Consider the following 17,518-nt stretch of genomic DNA (forward strand, 5'->3'; position numbering starts at 1 on the left):
ATCAATCTTCTTCTTCGCGTTGCAGTTCGAACATCAACAGCGAGCGACCGGTGACCGAGTATTCATGGCCGAACTCGAAGCGCTCCTGGCCGCGAATTGCCGGCTGATTAGTGTCGATCATGCAGGTCCAGAAACTGCCTTCCGGGACTTCCGGCAGCGTGAAGTTGACGATGTCGTGATGCGCGTTGACCACCAGCAGCAAGGTCGCGTCGGCGCCTTTGCGGCGAATCCCGGTTTCCTGCGCGCGACCATCGAGCAACATCCCGAGGCAACGGTTGTGCGCGTCGTGCCAGTGCTCGGTGGTCATCTCGGTGGCGTCCGGCGCCAGCCAGGTTACGTCCTTGACGCCGATGTCTTCGTTGTACTCGCCGACCAGGAAACGCCCGCGACGCAGGATCGGATAGGCCAGACGCAGCTTGATCAGGCGTTTGACGAATTTCAGCAGGGCCTTGCCGTCTTCGCTCAGGTCCCAGTTGACCCAGCCGATCTCGCTGTCCTGGCAGTAAGCGTTGTTGTTGCCGTCCTGAGTGCGCGCGAACTCGTCGCCGGCGACGATCATCGGCGTACCTTGGGCCAGCAGCAGGGTGGCGAAGAAATTGCGCATCTGCCGCTGGCGCAGCGCATTGATTTCCGGATCGTCGGTCGGGCCTTCGACGCCGTGGTTCCACGACAGGTTGTTATTACTGCCGTCCTGATTGTTCTCGTCGTTGGCCTCGTTGTGCTTGTCGTTGTACGACACCAAGTCATTCAGGGTGAAGCCGTCGTGGGCGGTGATGAAGTTCACCGAGGAATATGGCCGGCGCCCACGTTCATTGAACATTTCGCCAGAGGCGGTCATGCGACTGGCGAAATCGGCAACCTGGCCGTCGTCGCCTTTCCAGAACGCGCGCACGGTGTCGCGGAATTTGTCGTTCCACTCGACCCAGCCCGGTGGAAAGTTGCCCACCTGATAACCACCTGGGCCGCAGTCCCACGGCTCGGCGATCATTTTCACCTGACGCAGCACCGGGTCCTGACGGCAGGCCACGAGGAAGCTGTGGCGTTCGTCGAACCCGTCGTGATAACGCCCGAGAATGGTCGCCAGGTCAAAGCGGAAACCGTCGACGTGCATTTCGCTGGCCCAGTAGCGCAGCGAGTCGGTGACCATTTGCAGCACGCACGGGTGGCTCAGATCCAGCGTGTTGCCGGTACCGGAATCGTTGATGTAGTAGCGCTTGTCGTCCGGCATCAGTCGGTAGTACGACGCGTTGTCGATGCCGCGCATCGACAGGGTCGGGCCTTGCTCGTTGCCTTCGGCGGTGTGGTTGTAGACCACGTCGAGGATCACTTCGAGGTTGGCTTCGTGCAGGTGCGCGACCATCTCCTTGAATTCAGCGATCTTGCCGCTGGCCAGATAACGCGGGTCCGGGGCGAAGAACGCGATGCTGTTATAGCCCCAGTAGTTGGTCATGCCTTTGTGCAGCAAGTGCTGATCGTTGACGAAAGCGTGGATCGGCAGCAGCTCGACCGAAGAAACCCCGACGCTGCGAATGTGTTTGAGCACATCGTCATTCATCAGACCGGCAAACGTACCGCGTACGTTTTCCGGCACCGAGGGGTGACGCATGCTGATGCCGCGTACGTGGGTTTCGTAAATGATGGTTTTGTCCCACGGCACGCTGACGCGCTGGTCGTTGCCCCAGGTGTGCGCCGGGTCGATGACTTTGCACTTGGGCACGAAGGGCGCGCTGTCGCGTTCGTCGAAGCTGAGGTCGGCGTCCGGGTGGCCGATGGTGTAGCCGAACAGCGCTTCCGACCATTTCAACTCGCCGACCAGTTGCTTGGCGTACGGGTCGATCAGCAGTTTGTTGTGGTTGAAACGGTGGCCGTTGGCCGGGTCATAAGCACCGTACACGCGGTAGCCGTAGATCAGCCCCGGATGCGCGTCGGGCAGGTAGCCGTGGTAGATCTCGTCGGTGTATTCCGGCAGTTCGATGCGCTCGAGTTCAACTTCGCCAGCATCGTCGAAAATGCACAGTTCGACCTTGGTGGCGTTGGCGGAAAACAGTGCAAAGTTGACCCCCAGACCGTCCCAGGTCGCACCGAGCGGGAAGGGCAGGCCTTCACGGATTCTCGAAGGCTCGGCGTGTGCGGCGGGATCGGCTTTTTTTGGACTGGTCATACAATTGCTCCTGCAAAATCGGGGAAATCCGGGACGAATTTGTCCTCGGTGGCGAGCGAGCTCGCCACCCGGTGGTTCAAATCAAAGTTCTAAGTAGCGTCAGTTCGCCGGTTTGCGCGAGGTGCGCGGTTTCTTCTCGGCGGCTTTTTCGCCTGGTGGAATCACTTTGGCAGCGCCGGCAGGCTTGGCCTTGTCCGCCGCCTTGGGCTTGGCGTCAGCAGTCTTGGCGGTCGCGGTTTTGCCAGCAGTTTTGCTGCCAGCAGCCTTCGGTGACTTCTTCGGTGCCAGTGCTTCGGCTTCGGCCAGTTTGCGTGCCATCTCCCAATGACGAGCGTCTTCGCCCTCGGGTTGACCTTCGGATTCCCAGATCTGATAGGCGAATTCGCGAATGCGTTTATCGTCGGTACTCATCGCAATGCTCCTGAACTGAACTAGTGCTTCTATAAGTGTTGGATAAACAGATTGACCGGGAAATCCCCCAGCGCGGCGCTGACGTTCAGCTCCCTGTTTTTTGTGACTGCGACGCTGGAAAAAAGTCCCTTCAGATTTGCGTCAGAGGCGAGGAACGGTAAAACCACCCGCGTATCGCCCCAGCGCAGCGCATCTATCTGAGGTACGGCACTGTCTTCCAGCAGTGTCGCGCAACGGACTGGAACAACCACGATCGCCCGGTGCCCTGCATGTTCGCGACTGAACGCGAGCACTCTGTGTGCCTGGCTGCCCAGTACCTCAAGCGCCTGGTACGAACCACGGCGAAACAACTCCAGCTGTTCGGCGCGCAGGTTCAATACCTGTGCAATCAGCGCCTGCTTGATGCGCCCGTCGCGCCAGTTCGCCAGCAGCTCTGGCACCGGCGCGACTTGCTGTAACGCCTGTAAGCGCGCCGGGTAATCCACCGGCCGCCGGTTGTCCGGATCGACCAGGCTGAAATCCCAGAACTCGTTGCCCTGATACAGATCGGGAATCCCCGGCACGGTCATGCGCAGCAATGTTTGCGCCAGACTGTTCAGCGCACCCGCCGCGGCGATGTGGTCGACCGTATCGGCGAGTTTGCCGCGCAGCAGTCGGCCCTCGGGTGACAACAGCAGGCGTTCGGTGAAGTCTTTGGCGCTGGTTTCGTAAGCCTCGTTCGGCGCGCTCCAACTGCTTTGCAACTTGGCTTCGCGCAAAGCTTTCTGTTGCCACTGCCAGATGCGCCGGGCGTAATCGCTCAGGGCGTTCTGATCATCCGCGCGCAAATCCAAGGGCCAACTGCCGAGCAGGGCTTGATAGAGGATCAATTCGTCACCGGCTGACGGTTGTTGCTCATCACCACGCAGCGGCCGCGCCAGCACGCGCCACAATTCGATCTGGTCGGCATACCAGGCGCTGCGTTCGCTGAGCACTGCCAGTCGCGCGCGGGTGTCTTCGCCGCGCTTGTGGTCGTGGGTAGCGGTGGTCAGCAAGTTGTCCGGGAAGCTCTTCAAGCGCTGCTGACAGATGTCGTGGAAATCACTCAGTGGCGCGCTGAATTGTTCGGTGTTGTAGCCGACGTCATTGCGCGACAGCAGCACCGCCGAGCGATACAGCGCGGTGTCTTCCACGGCTTTGGCGGCGGCGGGCGAAGTCAGTTGCTGGAAACGCACACAGGCATGCTTGAGAATCTTGCGTGAGCGGCCACGCGGTTTGTTGCGCCATGGTTCGCCGCCAAGCCACGCGGCCACGCAGTCGAGTACTGGCCAGTCGCCTTCGCCGAGGGTCTGGCGCGCACCGTCCATGGCTTGCTGAAAGAATGCGTCGTCCTGCGCCGAACGGCCCATGGCGCCGATGTAAGTGCGGTAAACCGGGAAGTGCACGATCAAGGCTTGCAGTGCGCGGCGGATCGCGCCGAGTGTCAAATCTCGGGTCATCAAGTCGTCGCGCGCCACTTGCAGCAGGGCTTGAGCAACGCTTTCGAAATCACTGGCCAGCGAGCCGTTGAGGATTTCCCGACGAGCGAGCTGCGCTTCTTCAATGAAAGCAGGAGGGCGTTCGGCATGGCGTTGCCACAAATCGCCCAACACTTGCTCGCCGCTCGGCTCATGTTGCAGCAGCGACAGTTGATTCATGAATTCGTAACCGGTGCTGCCGTCTACCGCCCAATCTTCGTGCAACGTTTCGCCTTCGCCGAGGATTTTTTCGACGTACAGCGGCAGATGCCGATCCGGGGCGAGCAGGTCGAGACGGCGGCGCAGTTTGCGGCAGTACCCGCGTGGATCGGCCAGACCGTCGATATGGTCGATGCGCAAACCATCAACCAGACCTTGGCTGATCAACTGGAAAATCTTGCCGTGAGTCGCTTCGAACACCGCTGGGCGCTCGACGCGCAAACCACCGAGTTCATTGACATCGAAGAAGCGCCGCCAATTGATGTCATCGGCAGCGGTGCGCCAGCTGGCGAGGCGATAGCTCTGGCGCTCCAGCAGTTGATGCAGGCGCTGGAAGCCTTGTGCGGTTTTCGAGTCGTACAGCGCGAGGTTACGTGTGATGGCTGCAAGTGCCTGCGCATCGCTGACGAGTTCGCTGAGTTCCTTTTTCAACGGAATCGCCAGTGCATGCGCGTCAGTCTGATGGCTGAGGCTGTTGAAACGATCGGCTAGGTTGTTCAGTGCCTGGGCGCGTTCGCTATCGACAGCCGCGTCGGGCTTGAGCAGGTCGCCGTAGTCCTTGGGGCAGATCGGGAAGTGATGCTCGTAGTGCTCGACATGGAAGCTGCCGGTATCGGCGTTGAAGCACAGCGGCAGCGTCGCATCCTGCAAGGCGATACCGTAATCGCTGCCGAGAAAGGGCAGCAGCAACTGGCCTTCCATGAGTGGGTCGGGCGAGTGCCATTGAATATCGAAGAACTCGCCGTACGGGCTGAGGCGTCCCCATTCCAACAGGTCCAGCCACCACGGGTTGTCACTGCCGCCAACCGCCATGTGGTTGGAGACGATATCGAGGATCAGCCCCATATCGTGTTCGCGCAGCGTCTTCACGAAGCGCCGCAGTGCCACTTCGCCGCCCAGTTCCGGATTGACTTGAGTCGGATCAACCACGTCGTAGCCGTGCATCGAACCTGCGCGGGCCGCGAGCAGCGGCGAAGCATAAATGTGGCTGATGCCGAGCCTGGCGAAGTACGGCACCAAAGGCACCGCTTGATCCAAGGTGAAATCTTTATGGAATTGCAGGCGCACCGTGGCGCGTATGGGTTGGGTTATTGGCGTGCTCATTGGTCACGCTCGGCAGCTTGCAGGCGGGCGCAGGCCAGCAGTTCCAGACGGCGCGCGGCGTCAGCGCCATCGAGCAATGCTTCACTGGTGCCCGGCAGCCGTCGTGACCAGTTCGGATGAGTGTCGATAGTGCCGGGGAGGTTGGCCTGTTCGTCGAGGCCGAGGGCGTCTTCCAATGGCAGCAAAACCAGTGGTGCGCGAGTGTGGCCGAGGAAACGTACGGCCGCGTCCACCACTTGGTCGGCCTCGTGGGATTCTTCGCGAAAGTTTTGCGGGTCTTCACTCAACGCGCTGCGCAGGCCTTCGCGTTCGCGAGCACGATGATGGCGCCATTCGATCTCGCCATTGGCATCGACAAAACCCAGGCGCGAATTCCAGTCGATGTCGCGGCCATGCCACCAGCCATTGAGCGTCGGCAGGTCGTGGGTGCTGGTGGTCGCCAAGGCATTGTCCGGCCAGTCGAGGATCGGTTTGAAACGGGTGTTGTCGTGTTCAAACAACAGAACGCGCATGCCGAGCATGGCGCGGGCGATGAGTTTTTCCTGGAGACCGTCGGGTACGGTGCCGAGGTCTTCGCCCAGTACGATCGCTTGATGGCGGTGAGACTCGAGGGTCAGCAAGCGCAGCAAATCGTCTACCGGGTAATAAAGATACGCGCCGTCCGCCGGAGCTGCGCCGTTGGGAATCACCCACAAACGTTGCAGGCCCATGACGTGGTCGATGCGCAGACCGCCTGCGTGGGCAAAGTTGGCACGGAGCATCTCGATGAACGCGCGGAAACCGTTGCGCACCAGACCTTCCGGGGAAAACGCGGAGATTCCCCAGCCCTGACCGGAGCGATTAAGAATGTCCGGCGGTGCGCCGACCGTCAGTGAGGCGAGCAGCTCGTCCTGAAAACTCCAGGCCTGACTGCCGCCACCATCGGCGCCGACGGCGAGATCGGCGATCAGACCAATGCCCATCCCGGCGCTGCGCGCGGCGGTTTGTGCACGCTCGAGGCAGCGGTGGATCAGCCATTGGCAGAAGGCGAAGTAGCCGATGCGCGCGGCATTCTCTTCGGCAAACTCGCCAAGGGCGGTGCCGCGCGGGTCCTGCCATTGTTCTGGCCAGGTGCGCCAGTCGAGACTTTCGCCGCGGGCGGCGCGCATCTCTTGAATGGCTTCGAAACGGCAGTGGTTTTCCAGCGCCGCGCCGCCGACGTGACGGAAACTGGCGAAGTCCTCGTGCAGCGGATGCGCGCCGCTGGTGAAGCCTTCGTACAAGGCGTGCAGGAGTTTTTGCTTGGCCTCGGCGGCGGTTGGCCAGTCGATCAGTTTCAGCTCTTCGAGCTGTTTGAACTGCTCGGTCAGCCCGGCGGACTCGATTGCATCACGCAGGGCGCGCTCGCCGAGAATCGCACCTGGCGCCGCGTAAAGCGGATTGAGGAACAAGCGGCTGGAAGGCGAGTACGGGCTGTAACGCCCGGTGTCAGCACTGAACATCGCGTGCAAAGGGCTGATCGCCAGCGCTTCGGCACCGCGTTCACCCGCCACTCGGGCCAGTTCTTCCAGCGCCTGAGTGTCGCCGAAGCCACCATCGCCGGGGCGACGCAGCCCATAAAGTTGAACACTCAAACCCCAGGCGCGGGGGATCGGACTGTCCACCGCATCGCCAACGCTGTAGCAACGCTCAGGGGCCACGGCCAAAGTGAAATGCTGATCGTCGATGTGCACTTGCTGGTAACCGACCGGGATCAGGCCGGGCAAGCGTGCTTCACCGTCGAGCTTGAGGTCCATGCGCGAACCGTCTTCGAGGTGAATTTCGCAAGGCGTTTCAGGCTTGAAGTAACGTGCCAGATCCACGCCGACACCGACGTCGGCGGTCAGCAGCGGCGGCAGGTGGCGATCCTGCTGCACTTGTTGCAGTTGCAGCAGACTGGCGTCGATTTCCTGTGCGGTACTGGCCGGGTGGCCAAGTCCGGTGAGGACATTGCGCAGCACTGCCGGAGCGACTTTCTGCGGACGGCCGTTGGCATCGATCCAGTCGACGGCCAGGCCCGCGCGGCTTGCCAGAATTTCCAGTTGCGCATCGCTCATAGGCGCTCTCCATCCAAAGGTTGCAAAGGGGTTGCGGCCGTGAGGCTGACAAGTGCGCAGTACGGAGGGAGCAGGCCCTCATCCGCCGTCTCGTCGGCGGGTGGCTGCTGAAAGCGCCACACCGCGTCGGTCCGTGGAAGGTTGACCACTGGCTTGTCGCTGAGGTTCAGGTCGATTCGCAGCTCACTGCCATCACCCAGTCGCCAGCGCGCGCTGACGGCGGCGCGATCAAGCAGTTGCGCGCCGAGTGCCTGGGTGCCAGGCAGGTTCGGAATGATGTATTGATGGCGCAGTTTCAGCAGTTGCCGGTACAGCGCCAACGTCGCTTGTTGCTTGGGTGAGCCGTTGCCGATCAGCCGCGGTTGCGAGGCAAGGAAGGTTTTTTCGGCATTCGGATCGGGAATTCGCTGACGTTTTTCCGGGTCAGCGAAGGCACTGAAACCGGCGAATTCATTGCGACGGCCATCGCGCACCAACTCGGCCAGTTCATCGTGATGGTGGGTGAAAAACACGAATGGCTGCTCGGCGGCGAATTCATCGCCCATGAACATCAGCGGAATCATCGGCGACAGCAGCAATAGCACCGTAGCCGCTTCCAGGGCTCGTGGGTCGGCCAGTTGATGCAAGCGTTCGCCAAACGCGCGGTTGCCGATCTGATCATGGTTCTGCAAGAACAGCACGAAAGCGGTCGCTGGCAAATGGTCGCTAGGCTCGCCGCGCGGTTCACCGTGGCGCGTGATGTGGCCCTGAAACACGAAGCCCTGACTCAGACAGCGGGTCAACTGGCGTGTCGGTTGCAGCGCGTAATCCGCGTAATAAGCGTCGGTTTCACCGGTCAGCAGCACGTGCAGAGCGTTATGGCCGTCATCGTTCCACTGCGCGTCATAGTGCTCTTCGAGCAGGCTCGACTGGTTGAGTTCGTTTTCCAGGGTCAGCCATATGTGGCGGCCCGGGTCAGTCTGCTGGCGAATGCGCTGCGCCAGTTCCGGCAGGAAATCCTCGCTTTCTATCGCGTGAACCGCGTCCAGACGCAGGCCGTCAAAGCGATATTCGAACAGCCACATCAGCGCGTTGCCGATGAAAAAATCCCGCACTTCAGGCAGGCGAAAATCAATCGCGGCGCCCCACGGCGTGTGTTTGTCTTCGCGGAAGAAGCTCTCGGCGTAGCGATGCAGGTAATTTCCGTCCGGACCGAAATGGTTGTAAACCACGTCGAGGATCACCGCCAGGCCATGGCCGTGGGCGCTGTCGATCAAGTGTTTCAGTTGTTCGGGCGTGCCGTAGGAATCTTGCGGCGCGTAATGCAGGACGCCGTCATAACCCCAATTGCGTTCGCCGGGGAATTGCGCGATGGGCATCAGTTCGATGGCCGTGATGCCCAATTCGGCGAGGCGCGCGAGGTGCTGTTCGACTTCGGCGAAGCCGCCAAGCGCACCGACGTGCAGCTCGTAGATCACCGCTTCACTCCACGGCCGACCCTGCCAGGATGTGTTTCGCCATTGATAGGCGAGGGGGTCGACCACCACGCAGTGGCCTTGGAGGCCACCATTTTGCGCCCTGGAGGCCGGGTCCGGCACTTGCAGTTCGCCATCGATATTGAAGCGGTACTGACTGCCAGCGGGGCAGCGAGTCTTGACTACAAACCAGCCGTCATCCTGCGGCAGCATTGGTAAGGATTGCCCATCGGCCAGTTCGACACTGACGTAAAACGCATCCGGCGCCCATAACGCAAACTGTGTGTGTTCGGCGTCCAGCATGATCGCGCCGTGGGGCCAGGTTGCTATAGACCGTGACGGCATTGTGGAAAATCTCTCTGTTTATCTGTGGCTGGCTTTACCTAGCGCCTTGGCGACCAGTTGTTCGTAAAGTTCAGCGTAGGGTTCGACCGCTTTGGACCAATTGAACGGTGCAGCCATCGCCCGGCAACGCATGGCGTTGAGCAGTTCGGGATAAGCGAAGACTTTGAATGCGCGGCTCAGGGCCTCGCGGTAACTGTCGGCAGTGGATTCGTCGAAGAGGAAACCGGTGACGCCGTTTTCGATGGTGTCAGCCAGGCCGCCGGTATTGCGTGCCACCGGCAACGAGCCGAAACGCTGGGCGTACATCTGGCTCAGGCCGCAAGGTTCGTAACGTGATGGCATCAACAGGAAATCGCTGCCGGCGAACATGCGTCGGGCGTCGGTTTCATTGAAGCCGATGCGCACGCCGATCTGGCCGGGGAAGCGCAGCGCCAGTTCGCGCATGGCTTGTTCTTCCTCTGGCTCGCCACGACCGATGATCGCGATCTGGCCACCGTTCTGCACGATGTACTCAGACACTGCTTCGGTCAGATCCAGACCTTTCTGGTAAACCAGACGCGAGACCACGGCGAACAGCGGGCCGGTGGAATCTTTCAAGCCGAACAACTGGCGCACATGCGCGGCGTTGACCGCTTTGCCTTCCCAGTCACCAATGGCGAATGGCGCAAACAAGTGCGGATCAGTAGCCGCATCCCAGCTCTCATCGATGCCATTCGGGATACCGCTGAGCAAACCTTGCTGGGTCTTGGCGGCGAGAAAACCGTCGAGGCCGCAGCCGAAATCCGGGGTGGTGATTTCCTGCGCGTAGGTCGCACTGACGGTGGTGATGTGGCTCGAATAAGCCATGCCAGCCTTGAGGAACGACATCTTGCCGTAGAACTCCATGCCTTCCTGTTGCAGTGCATGGTTGGGAATGCCGAGTTCCGGGCACGAACCGAGGCTGGTCACGCCTTGATAGGCCAGGTTGTGAATGGTGAACAGGGTCGGTGTGCGTTGCCCGCGCCAGTGCATGTAAGCAGGCGCCAGACCGGCCGGCCAGTCATGGGCGTGCACCAGATCCGGGCACCAGTGAATTTGTGCGAGGTTGGCGGCGATATCGGCAGCGGCCAGGCCCAGACGGGCGAAACGAATGTGGTTGTCCGGCCAGTCGCGACCGTTGTTGGCGCCGTAAGGTGAACCCTCTCGCTCGTAGAGTTCGGGGCAGATCAGCACATAGATGACCAGACCATCAGGCATGTCCATGCGCCCGATCTTGCAGGGTGGCAACGCGGCATGCCCGCCCAGCTCGCCGATAATATGAATCGGGTTTTCGCTGTTCATCACCTGCGGATAGCCGGGGATCAACACCCGCACGTCATGCAAGTGGGCCATGGCCCGTGGCAGGGCGGCAGAAACGTCACCCAGACCGCCGGTTTTCACCAGGTCGGCGATTTCCGAGGTAACGAACAAAACTTTCTTCTTGTTGGGATTCTGGCGGATTACCGGCGTCAGTGGCTTGGTACCCGGGACGTTGATTGTCCGGGTGCCGGGAACGCTCACTGTGGTCGATTCACCGATCGACTGCTGCACACGCTCTCCCTGAATATCCAATGCCACGCTGATCATATGAATCTCCCGTCGTTGATCTGATTCTTGTCTGGAACACCCGATGACCATGGCCAAGTCCTGTGGCCGGGCGCAAACGCGCCACGCATCGGTGAGCAAACGCTACCCAACACGTGCAAGCAGAATGGGTGAGGAGGCCATTGCAAAAGTTGAACCACTCGCGTTGGCCTTGCCTTTCAGATGACCCGCCGCCTTCAGCAAAAGTTTCGATTAATTTTCTGCTATGTGACGGCGAGATTTCGCCCCGCGAAAACCAGTCTAGGCCAGATCCTAGAGCGGGCGAGGGCAATCGGACGAATTGTTCGACAATCTGTTTCAGCGTCAGGTAAATCGCGGGTTGCAGCGGGGGTACGCACCGACGAAGTGCAGGTTTTCAGTATCGGGCGGGTCAAAATGGTGACTGATCAGTCACCGTTTCGGGCGCGGCAGGCGTCCGGGTGCACCGTTGCGGTGCGGACAGTTTTGTTGTTGGGGTGTCAGTCAGTGCCTCATCGCGGGCAAGCCCGCTCCCACAGGGTACGTGGTGAACACCAATGTCGCGTATCACCTCGGAACCTGTGGGAGCGGGCTTGCCCGCGATGACGGCGGTAAAACCAGCGGTGATTCCAGTATTAATATCAGTTCAGTAGTCGAATCGGCTTTCCAGCTGACCAAGCCTGAACATCTTCGATCATCTGCGAAAAGAACAACTCATAGTTTTGCCGGCTGACATAGCCCACATGCGGTGTCGCCAAGACATTCTCCAACGTGCGAAACGGGTGCAGCGCTGGTAAAGGCTCCTGAGCGAACACATCGAGTGCCGCGCCGCCGATCTGTTGTTTCTGCAACGCCTTGATCAACGCAGCTTCATCGACGATCGGCCCGCGTGCGGTGTTGACCAGCAGCGCAGTGGGTTTCATCCAGCCCAAGGCCTGAGCATCAACCAGCCCACGGCTGCGCTCGCTGAGCACCAGATGCACCGATAACACATCGGCTTGTTCGAACAGTTGCTGCTTGCTGACATAAGTAGCGCCGACCTCGGACGCGCGTTCGGCGGTAAGGTTTTCGCTCCAGGCAATCACGCGCATGCCGAACACCTGCCCGAACTGCGCAACCCGCTGGCCAATGCTGCCCAGCCCGAGGATCCCCAGGGTCTTGCCGTGCAGGTCGCCACCCAGACCTTGCTGCCACTGGCCGTCGCGCAGGGCATTGGCCTCGGTCACCAGGTTACGGGTGGCGGCCATGATCAGCGCCCAGGTCAGTTCCGGAGCGGCGTGCTTGTAGCTGTCGGTGCCGCAGATGCGGATGCCCAGCTTCGCAGCGGCTGGCATGTCCAGCGCGGCGTTGCGCATGCCGCCGGTGACCAGCAACTTCAGGTTTGGCAGTCGCTTGAGCAAATCCTCATCGAACCGCGTGCGCTCGCGCATCACGCAGATCACTTCGAAGCGTGCCAGACGTTCGGCCAGTGTGGCGTTGTCCGCCGGATACTCATGCACAAAACTCACTTCGCCCAGGCTGTCCAGCACCGACCAGTCGACCACATCGCGAGCCACGTCCTGCCAGTCATCGATCACTGCGATTTGCAACGCCATCAGCCTTACCTCATCAAGGAGCGAGTTTGTTTTGCGCCAGCCAGCCGAGCAATGCCTGGTGGAATTTGGCTGGTTCTTCCATCTGCGGGGCGTGGCCCATTCCGGGGAATTCCACCAGCGTCGAATGTGGAATCAGCTTCGCTACCTGCTTGCCGAGCACTTCGTAATGCCCGATCTTCGCCTTTACCTCAGGCGGCGCGATGTCCTTGCCGATGGCCGTGGTGTCGGAGGTGCCGATCAACAGCAGGGTCGGCATTTTCAGGTCTTTGAACTCGTAGTACACCGGCTGGGTGAAAATCATGTCGTAGATCAGCGCCGAGTTCCATGCGACTTGTGTCTTGCCCGGGCCGTTGCTCAGACCCGCGAGCATGTCTACCCAGCGGTTGAATTCAGGTTTCCAGCGGCCGTCGTAATAAGTTGTGCGTTCGTAGTCGCGGATGCCTTGGGCGGTGACTTTCAGTTCACGCTGATACCACTGGTCTACGGTGCGATACGGCACGCCGAGGGCTTTCCAGTCTTCCAGACCGATCGGGTTGACCAGCGCCAACTGGTCGACCTGATCCGGGTATTGCAGTGCATAGCGGGTGGCGAGCATGCCGCCTGTGGAATGGCCGAGCAGGGTGGCTTTCTGGATACCCAGCGCCTTGAGCAATTGCTGGGTGTTGGTCGCCAGTTGCTGGAAACTGTACTGATAGTGCTCGGGCTTGCTGGAGCTACAGAAACCGATCTGATCCGGTGCGATCACCCGGTAACCGGCCTCGCTCAGGGCTTTGATCGAACTGTCCCAGGTCGCGCCGCAGAAGTTCTTGCCGTGCATCAGAACTACCGAACGACCATTGGCCTTGCCATCGGCGGCGACGTCCATGTAGCCCATTTGCAGGGATTTGCCCTGGGATTGAAATTCAAAATGCTTGAGGGTGTAGGGATAGTCGAAACCTTGCAGTTCCGGGCCGTATTGCGCGCCTTCGGCATGCGCAACCAGCGGCAGAGTGGCGGTCAGGAGCAGGCCGGGCAGCCAGCGGGAAAGCGACACAGACATAGGGGCAACTCCGTAGGAAATCGGCCGATGCTTGATCGGCCGGATTATGGCGACGTTAACCACAGGCAATACCCGCGCCCGAACGTTCAACCGAGCCAGCCGAGCGTGAGCATCGCGACCACCGCATAACGTGCACCTTTGGCCAGCGTGACGATCAACAGAAAACGCCATAGTGGCTCGCGCATCACGCCCGCAACCAGCGTCAGTGGATCACCGATCACCGGCAGCCAACTGAGCAGCAGCGTCCAATGTCCGTAGCGCTGATAGTGCTTGCGTGCTCGCGCCATGTGTCTGGCGCTCACGGGAAACCAGCGCCGATCCTGAAACCGCTCAAGCCCGCGCCCCAGCCACCAATTGACCAGCGAACCGAGCACATTGCCCAGCGTTGCCACAGCCAGCAGTCCCCACAGCCAATAGCGCTCGCTGACAATCAAGCCGACCAGCAATGCCTCGGATTGCAGCGGCAGCAACGTCGCGGCACCAAATGCGGCGAAGAACAGCCCGGTGTAAGCCGCCGCCATCAATGCGCCGGGTAGTCCGCCACGATCACGTCAGTACCGTCCTTTTTCAGACCGATGACTTGATACGCATCGCTCATGCCGTCCATTTCCATGCCGGGCGAACCCATCGGCATGCCCGGTGCGGCCACGCCAAGCAGGTCGTCACGCTTGCTCAGGGCGAGGACTTGTTCCGCGGGCACGTGGCCCTCGACGAATTTGCCGTTGATGATTCCGGTGTGGCACGAGTTCAGACGTGGCGGCACGCCGTGCTTGAGCTTGAACTCGCTCATGTTGCTTTCGACGTGATCCTCGACCTTGAAGCCGTTGGCTTCGAGGTGGCTGATCCACTTTTTGCAGCAGCCGCAATTGGCGTCACGATGGACTTCAATCGGGATCAGGTCGGCGGCTTGCGCCAGGGAGGAAATGAACAGGGCGCTCAGGGCGACCAGACGCAGAGGGTTTCGCATACAGGGCTCTCGGCTTGAATGTGGGTCAGAAAAGAACGCATTTTGACCTGGTTTTCCTGCAGGGCTTCAACGGAGTGTTTCCAGTTAATTCAAGGCAGGCCTGCCAGGATGATCGTAGATCAAACCTGACAGGCCGCTGAGTGGCAGATGACAAATCTGTCAGCGAACCTTGAAGCGTCCCATGATTGCGCTGACGCGGCTGTTGGCTTCGAGCAACTGACGGGTGTTAAGTTCGCTGGTGTGGCCGCTCTGCACCAGCTCTTCGACCATGTGGCGGATCTGCACCATGCTGCGGTTGATCTCTTCGGTCACCGCGCTTTGCTGTTCGGCAGCGGTAGCTATCTGTGTGCTCAGGCTGTTGATGTGGCTGACCGAACCGGCCATTTCGTCGAGGCCGGAATTGACCCGGGCGGTTGCGTCGGCGGCCGACTGGCAACTGACCTGAGTGTTTTCCATGGCGCTGACCGACGAACTCACGCCTTGCGTCAAACGGGTCAACATCTCGTTGATTTCCGAGGTGCTGGCCTGGGTGCGGGCGGCGAGGGCGCGTACTTCGTCAGCTACCACTGCGAAGCCGCGACCCTGCTCGCCAGCGCGGGCCGCTTCGATGGCGGCGTTCAGCGCCAGCAGGTTGGTCTGACCGGCGATGGCGCCGATCACGCCAAGGATTTCGGTGATGCGCTGTGCGTCCTGCTGCATGCTCTCGACTTTGCGCGTGGCGCTGGCGACTTCGTCGATCAAGGCCACGACGCTGTTGGAGGCCTCGCCGACGACGATCCGCGAGCGGTCGGCGTTTTCGTTGGCGCGCTGGGTGAAGGCTGCGGTTTCGGCGGCGTTCTGCGCGACGCTTTCGGCGGTCGAACTCATTTCGGTGATGGCGGTGACGGTCTGGTCGGTTTCCGAGGCGTGGCGCAGCAGGATCTGGCTGGTGTGCGCCGAGGTGCGTTGCAGATCGTCAAGGCCGGACGCCATCGCGCCGGTGGCCTGGGTGACTTCGCCGATCATGTTTTGCAGGTAAACGATGAAGGTGTTGACCGAGTGGCCAATGGCGCCCAGTTCGTCTTCGGCGCGAATGGTGATGCGTCGGGTCAGGTCGGCGTCGCCGCTGGACAGCAGATCGATGTTGGCTTTGAGGGCTTTCATGCGCTGCACCAGTTGGCGGATCGCATAGAGCTGCAACAGCACCAGCAGGATCACCATCGGAATCTGCAACAGACTCAGCGTGCTCAGTACGTCATCGCGCTGAGCGGTGATCAGGCGGGTCGGCAGGGCGGTGGCGAGGAACCACGGCGTGCCTTCGATCGGACGCATGAAGAAGGTGCTGGCTTCGCCGTTATTGTCGAATTCGACACGCTGCGCCTGATCGCGGTTTTGCAGTCCGGCCTTGACCTGGCTGGCGAAGGTCGAACTGGCGGCGAGTTCGCTGATGTTTTTCAGAACGATCGGGCCGCTGATGCGCGAGCTATTGCTGATGACCTTGCCGTCGGCTTCGACGATGAGCATTTCGGCGTTGAGGTCTTTTTCCTTGCGCGCCACCAGGTCGTTGAAGAAGCCCAACGTAACGTCGATGGTCGACACGCCCCACGCGCTGCCGTTTTTCTGGATGGCCATGGCGCAGTTGGTGCGCGGTTCGGCACTGGCGTCGTCTTTATAGGCTGCGGCCCATGCGCACTGGCCGCGCGGGGTCTGCATGCCGCCCTTGTACCAGCTCTGATCGTAATAGTTGGGTGCCGCGTCGCTGTTCCAGAAGGTGTTGACTGCCAGTTTGCCCGAGGCATCGCGGTGCCAGAACGTACTGAATTTATTGCGCCCGGCTTCACGCTGTCCCGGCAACGGCCAGATCCCGCCACCGAACACCTTCAACTCGCCGTACTGATCCACCAGCCCCGGCAGCACCGTGTCGATGGCTGCGCTGTCGAGCAGCGGAATAGTCTGGGTGATGCTGCGCTGCTGCGACTGCACCTTGTTCAGTTCGCCCTGGATCTGCTCGGCGACTTCGGCGATGCGGTTGAGCACTACCTGCTCTTCGGTGTGGCGCAGCTTGGGTGCAACCAGTTGGCTGATGCCAACCACCGTCAGCACCGACAGCAGCAGAATGAACAGAACCAGAAACAGCGTGTAGCGAGCCTGAATAGTGCGGAATGCGGGCATGGAAACCGGTCCTTGAGCAGGGATTCTTATTATCGGCGGAGAGAAAACAGCGCGGGGTTCTACTACTTATCGTCGTGGCGCAAAGAAGCTTGAGGTACTCGAGTACTAAAAAGTGCTTTGAAGACCAGTGGCAGGTAACGAGATCGATACATGCGGACTAACCAGACGGTTCGCGAGTCTTAAAGCTGCAATCTGGTGATCCGGTCAGAGCCGACAAAAGTCAATGATTGCTAGGGGAGGCTGGTTTGTATCCGGAATGTACAAGATTTGTAAAAAATATGAGAAAAGAGTTGGATCCATCTGTTCATCGACCGATACTCGCCGCAATTTGCAGTCGATCAATAAGGAAATACCCATGTCTTTCTCGCAAGGAACCCGCTCATGACGATCGGCCTTACTGGAACCTGGCAACCCAAGGCAGGTTTGCTGGTGCGCGATACTTCGGTTTCCGGCAAACCGGTGTCGCAAAACCTCAAGGTCAAGCAAATGCTGGCCCTGGTCGGTAACGATCCAACAGCGATCAACACCGCGGAGATGGACAAGCAGGGGTTGCACAAGGCAATCAGGGGTTTTGATCCGGAAAACGTTTCGACCAAACAGATGGGCAAATTGAGTGAGATGCTGCGCAGCCGCGGCCTGATCTCCGAGATCACGTCGATCAACCTGTTCAATGCCGGTGACAAGTTCGATCGCTTCGGCGTGCCGAAGGACATCGACGCCAAGTTCAACGCGCTGGAGTATTTCGCCACGCAACTGGACAACATCCAGAGCAACAATATCCAGGGCAACAAGTACGCCAACGCGTTGATCCCCGAGTATAAAAAAGCCATTTATGTGCTGCAGAACCTGAAGACCTACGGCCAGGGTGGCGAGCGCCTTCCGCCTACCGACAAGGGCGTCAGCGCCAAGGCCTGATGCTG

Annotated in this window: 12 protein-coding genes; 1 reads left to right on the forward strand and 11 read right to left on the reverse strand. The window is 60.3% G+C overall.

Annotation, left to right across the window (positions count from 1 at the left end):
• Position 1 precedes the first annotated feature (1 nt).
• From glgX to ACP7EE_RS07865, 11 genes are all read right to left on the reverse strand, one after another.
• Positions 2–2,161: a glycogen debranching protein GlgX gene (gene glgX, locus ACP7EE_RS07815; RefSeq protein WP_426234114.1), complete on the reverse strand. Its 2,160-nt coding sequence runs from the start codon at positions 2,159–2,161 to the stop codon at positions 2–4.
• A 99-nt stretch (positions 2,162–2,260) separates the two neighbouring features.
• Entirely contained in the window at positions 2,261–2,572 is a 312-nt protein-coding gene (locus ACP7EE_RS07820) for a DUF2934 domain-containing protein (protein WP_426200944.1), read from the reverse strand.
• 29 nt (positions 2,573–2,601) lie between these two features.
• Entirely contained in the window at positions 2,602–5,391 is a 2,790-nt protein-coding gene (locus tag ACP7EE_RS07825; RefSeq protein WP_426234115.1) for a malto-oligosyltrehalose synthase, read from the reverse strand.
• Positions 5,388–7,466 (reverse strand): 4-alpha-glucanotransferase, encoded by a 2,079-nt coding sequence (gene malQ, locus ACP7EE_RS07830; protein WP_420649889.1) that lies wholly within the window; start codon positions 7,464–7,466, stop codon positions 5,388–5,390. The genes ACP7EE_RS07825 and malQ overlap by 4 nt, the downstream gene beginning before the upstream one ends.
• Positions 7,463–9,265 (reverse strand): malto-oligosyltrehalose trehalohydrolase, encoded by a 1,803-nt coding sequence (treZ, locus tag ACP7EE_RS07835; RefSeq protein ID WP_426234116.1) that lies wholly within the window; start codon positions 9,263–9,265, stop codon positions 7,463–7,465. Before treZ ends, malQ begins: the two co-directional genes overlap by 4 nt.
• An 18-nt stretch (positions 9,266–9,283) precedes the next feature.
• Positions 9,284–10,870 carry a glycogen synthase GlgA gene (gene glgA, locus ACP7EE_RS07840; protein WP_420649887.1) on the reverse strand — a complete coding sequence of 529 codons (1,587 nt, stop codon included), beginning with the start codon at positions 10,868–10,870 and terminating at the stop codon, positions 9,284–9,286.
• Between the two features lie 617 nt (positions 10,871–11,487).
• Positions 11,488–12,441, reverse strand: a complete 954-nt coding sequence (locus ACP7EE_RS07845) for a D-2-hydroxyacid dehydrogenase family protein (protein ID WP_426234117.1) — start codon at positions 12,439–12,441, stop codon at positions 11,488–11,490.
• A 13-nt stretch (positions 12,442–12,454) separates the two neighbouring features.
• On the reverse strand, positions 12,455–13,480 hold the full coding sequence (locus tag ACP7EE_RS07850; protein WP_426234118.1) for an alpha/beta fold hydrolase: 1,026 nt from the start codon (positions 13,478–13,480) through the stop codon (positions 12,455–12,457).
• Between the two features lie 86 nt (positions 13,481–13,566).
• Complete coding sequence (locus tag ACP7EE_RS07855) at positions 13,567–14,001, reverse strand: YqaA family protein (RefSeq protein WP_426200932.1); 435 nt, start codon at positions 13,999–14,001, stop codon at positions 13,567–13,569.
• Complete coding sequence (locus tag ACP7EE_RS07860) at positions 14,001–14,447, reverse strand: DUF411 domain-containing protein (protein WP_420649883.1); 447 nt, start codon at positions 14,445–14,447, stop codon at positions 14,001–14,003. The genes ACP7EE_RS07855 and ACP7EE_RS07860 overlap by 1 nt, the downstream gene beginning before the upstream one ends.
• A gap of 159 nt (positions 14,448–14,606) precedes the next feature.
• Complete coding sequence (locus tag ACP7EE_RS07865) at positions 14,607–16,598, reverse strand: methyl-accepting chemotaxis protein (protein ID WP_426234119.1); 1,992 nt, start codon at positions 16,596–16,598, stop codon at positions 14,607–14,609.
• A gap of 381 nt (positions 16,599–16,979) precedes the next feature.
• Here ACP7EE_RS07865 and ACP7EE_RS07870 point away from each other — a divergent pair, with 381 nt between their 5' ends.
• Complete coding sequence (locus ACP7EE_RS07870) at positions 16,980–17,513, forward strand: hypothetical protein (protein ID WP_420649881.1); 534 nt, start codon at positions 16,980–16,982, stop codon at positions 17,511–17,513.
• Positions 17,514–17,518: the final 5 nt, after the last annotated feature.

Origin of the sequence: Pseudomonas sp. TWP3-2, assembly GCF_049897765.1 — a bacterium.
Classification (GTDB): Bacteria; Pseudomonadota; Gammaproteobacteria; order Pseudomonadales; family Pseudomonadaceae; genus Aquipseudomonas.